This window comes from Nonomuraea sp. NPDC049695 (genome assembly GCF_040674955.1).
Taxonomy (GTDB): Bacteria; Actinomycetota; Actinomycetes; order Streptosporangiales; family Streptosporangiaceae; genus Nonomuraea; species Nonomuraea helvata.
This window is the reverse complement of the sequence record NZ_JBFANV010000208.1, coordinates 1-2,682: the sequence shown is the minus strand read 5'-3', so window position 1 is coordinate 2,682 and position 2,682 is coordinate 1. Positions and strand designations below refer to the sequence as shown.

Below are 2,682 nucleotides of genomic sequence, written 5' to 3'. Positions count from 1 at the left end.
GCGCCTGAGGGCCGCTGGGCGGGCATCCAGGGCGGCCAGTGGCGGCGCAGGCAGGTAGGCAGGGTCAGCGGCCGGTCGTGACCCGCCTTGTGGAACGGCCAGCCCGCGTACACCACCACCGGCGCGGCCAGCACCAGCGACAACCACTGCCAGTTGGTGAACTGCAACGGCGGGATCATCGCCATCGCGATCACCGGCACCGCCAGCACCACCGACGTGATGAGGCGGTTGCGTAGCGGCTGGAGCTCGTCCTTCGGCTCCTCCTCCGCCGTTTCCGCCTTGGGCGGAGCGGGCAGCGCGGCCGTGTAGCCGGCGTTCTCCACCTCGGCGATGAGCTGCTGCGCGTCAATGCCGTCCGGGAAGGTGACCTTGGCCTTCTCCGTGGCGTAGTTGACCGTCGCGGTCACGCCGTCCAGCTTGTTGAGCTTGCGTTCGATCCGGTTGGCGCAGGAGGCGCAGGTCATGCCGCCGATCGAGAGCTCGACCGCGTTCTGCCGGTCATCGGTGACAGAAGTCATCACCGTTCTCCTTTCTCAGTGGCTGTGGTCGTCGCCGTGCTCGCTGGGCGCGGGCGCCGGGAGCTCCGGACGCTCCCCCGTGCCGAGGGTGAAGTCGGCGGTGCGGACCTTGCCCTCGTGCTGGAAGTCCAGGAACAGACGGTAGTCGCCGGTGCTGGGCACCTCTGCGTAGAAGACGATCTCGGGTCCGGCCTTGGTCTTCCCATCGCCGGGCGCACCGTCGGGGTGGACGTGCAGGTAGGCCAGGTCCTTGGCGCGCAGAGCCACGAGGTGGCCGTATGCGCCGAGGTAGGGCTGCAGGTCGGTGACCGGCTTGCCGTCCTTGCTGACTTTCAGGGTGAGCTTGCTCGCCTGCCCGGGCGTCAGGTCGCCGTCCAGGGCGACCTCGTATCCGTCGACCTTGGCCGTCCGGCTGACCTGCGGAAGCGCTTTGGGCTCGTAATCGCCCGCGACGAGCACGTCGGTGCCGAGCGTCAGCGCGCTGCCGCCTGTGGGGGCGAAGTCGGCGAAGGCGCGGTACGTCCCCGCGCTGGGGAGGGTGAGCTTGACGGACCAGACGCCGTCGCCCGCCTCCGTAGGGTGCACATGCTGGAAATTGCCCAGGTCGCGGGAGACGACGATGAAGTGCAGCTTCTTGTCGTGCTCGACCTGGTAGTCGGTGACCGGTCTGCCGTCGGGACCCGTCACGGTGAAACGGTAGTCGGTCGGCTCGCCTGGCTTGATCGTCGTGGTGAGCGGGTTGAGGGTGTAACCGTTCTGGGACACTTGCAGCCCCCCGGGGGTATCGCTCTTCGCCTGTTGCATTACGTGCTTCCCGTGTCCCGCGCTCGCGGTGGGCGCCGCCATGGCGCTGTGGTCCTCGGCCGGAGGTGCTCCGACCGGCCCCACCGCCTTGCCCGCGCCCAGGGCGCCGCCGAAGACGACGGCGAGGCCCAAGACGTACGAGCCGAGCTTCGCTGCGGTGTTCACGGGTTCGCCACTTCGTATCCGGCCTCCTCGACCGCGGCGACGATCTTCGCCGTGTCGATGGAGTCCTCGCTTTCCACGGTCAGCAGCCCGGTGGCCAGATCGACCTCGACGTTCGTGACGCCGGCCACCTCGCTGACCTCTTCCTTGACCGAACTGACGCAGTGGCCGCAGGTCATGCCCTTGACGGTGTAGGTGGCGGTGCTCATATCGATCTCTCCTTCAGTCCGATCAGGAACGAACAAGTCTGGCGATGGCGTCCGAGGCTTCTTTGACCTTCGCCTCCGCCTCGGGACCGCCCTTGAGGGTGGCCTCGGCCACACAGTGGGCCAGGTGCTCCTCGAGCAGCGACAGGGAGAACGACCTCAACGCGCTGGTGGCCGCGGACACCTGCGTGAGGATGTCGATGCAGTACTTGTCGTCTTCCACCATCCGCTGCAGGCCACGGACCTGCCCCTCGATACGGCGCAGCCGCATCGCATGGTCGTGTTTGCTCTCGCCGTATCCGGTCATGTCCAGCCCTCCCTTGGGTCGCTGCCCACAACAACACTATACCCCCCTATGGTATTTCCTCCGTCAAGGGGTTCTGAGGAGAGAAATTCGGGTGGCACGACGCACGGCGCAAGATCCGCAGGTCAGACCCACTGAAAGTGATATCCGACGGCGATCTGCTGTCGACGGTGCGATCAGCGCGATGCCGGCGCCCCATGGAAGGCTCGTCAGCCTTGGCCGCCGCGACGTAGAGCCGAGCACGAGTGATCGCTGGGTTTGCCCAGGTCATCGGGGTCACGCTGGTCGCCCCAGCGATACTCCGGCGAAACCTAGGGGGCCGGAAGCAGTTGACACATACCCCCCAGTGGTATTTATTGATCCTCGTTCAGATACCCCCAGTAGGTATATGAGTCGAACTTGGAGACCCTCATGTCCGCACCATCCCCACGGCGATGGACCGCTCTGGCCCTGATCGCCCTGGCCCAGTTCATCGTCATCATGGACACGTCGATCATCGGCGTGGCCCTCCCCCGCATCCAGGAGGACCTCGGCTTCACCCAGGAGAGCCTGTCCTGGGTCTTCAACGCCTACGTCGTCGCCTTCGGCGGGCTGCTGCTGCTCGGCGGACGCCTGTCAGACCTGTTCGGCGCCCGCCGGCTGTTCGCGGCCGGATGGCTGATCCTGCTGGCCGGCTCCCTGGTCGCGG

Annotated in this window: 5 protein-coding genes; 1 reads left to right on the top strand and 4 read right to left on the bottom strand. The window is 66.8% G+C overall.

Features of this window, described 5'->3' with window-relative positions; genetic code table 11:
- From AB0J64_RS57015 to AB0J64_RS57000, 4 genes are all read right to left on the bottom strand, one after another.
- A partial coding sequence (locus AB0J64_RS57015; protein ID WP_364047132.1) for a cation transporter occupies positions 1 to 518 on the bottom strand: 518 nt, incomplete at its 3' end.
- A 15-nt stretch (positions 519 to 533) separates the two neighbouring features.
- Positions 534 to 1,487: a hypothetical protein gene (locus AB0J64_RS57010; RefSeq protein WP_364047129.1), complete on the bottom strand. Its 954-nt coding sequence runs from the start codon at positions 1,485 to 1,487 to the stop codon at positions 534 to 536.
- Positions 1,484 to 1,693, bottom strand: a complete 210-nt coding sequence (locus tag AB0J64_RS57005) for a cation transporter (RefSeq protein ID WP_364047126.1) — start codon at positions 1,691 to 1,693, stop codon at positions 1,484 to 1,486. Before AB0J64_RS57005 ends, AB0J64_RS57010 begins: the two co-directional genes overlap by 4 nt.
- 22 nt (positions 1,694 to 1,715) lie before the next feature.
- The gene (locus AB0J64_RS57000) at positions 1,716 to 1,997 is read right to left on the bottom strand and encodes a metal-sensitive transcriptional regulator (RefSeq protein WP_364047123.1); all 282 of its coding nucleotides are present in this window, start codon (positions 1,995 to 1,997) and stop codon (positions 1,716 to 1,718) included.
- Positions 1,998 to 2,405: 408 nt separating this feature from the next.
- Between AB0J64_RS57000 and AB0J64_RS56995 the strand changes: the two genes are divergently transcribed.
- The coding region (locus AB0J64_RS56995) for an MFS transporter (protein ID WP_364047120.1) at positions 2,406 to 2,682 on the top strand (277 nt) is incomplete at its 3' end.

Bases quoted from the DNA above. Each gene is read 5' to 3' on its own strand.
- AB0J64_RS57005 (WP_364047126.1), bottom strand. From the start codon at position 1,693: ATGAGCACCGCCACCTACACCGTCAAGGGCATGACCTGCGGCCACTGC.
- AB0J64_RS57000 (WP_364047123.1), bottom strand. From the start codon at position 1,997: ATGACCGGATACGGCGAGAGCAAACACGACCATGCGATGCGGCTGCGC.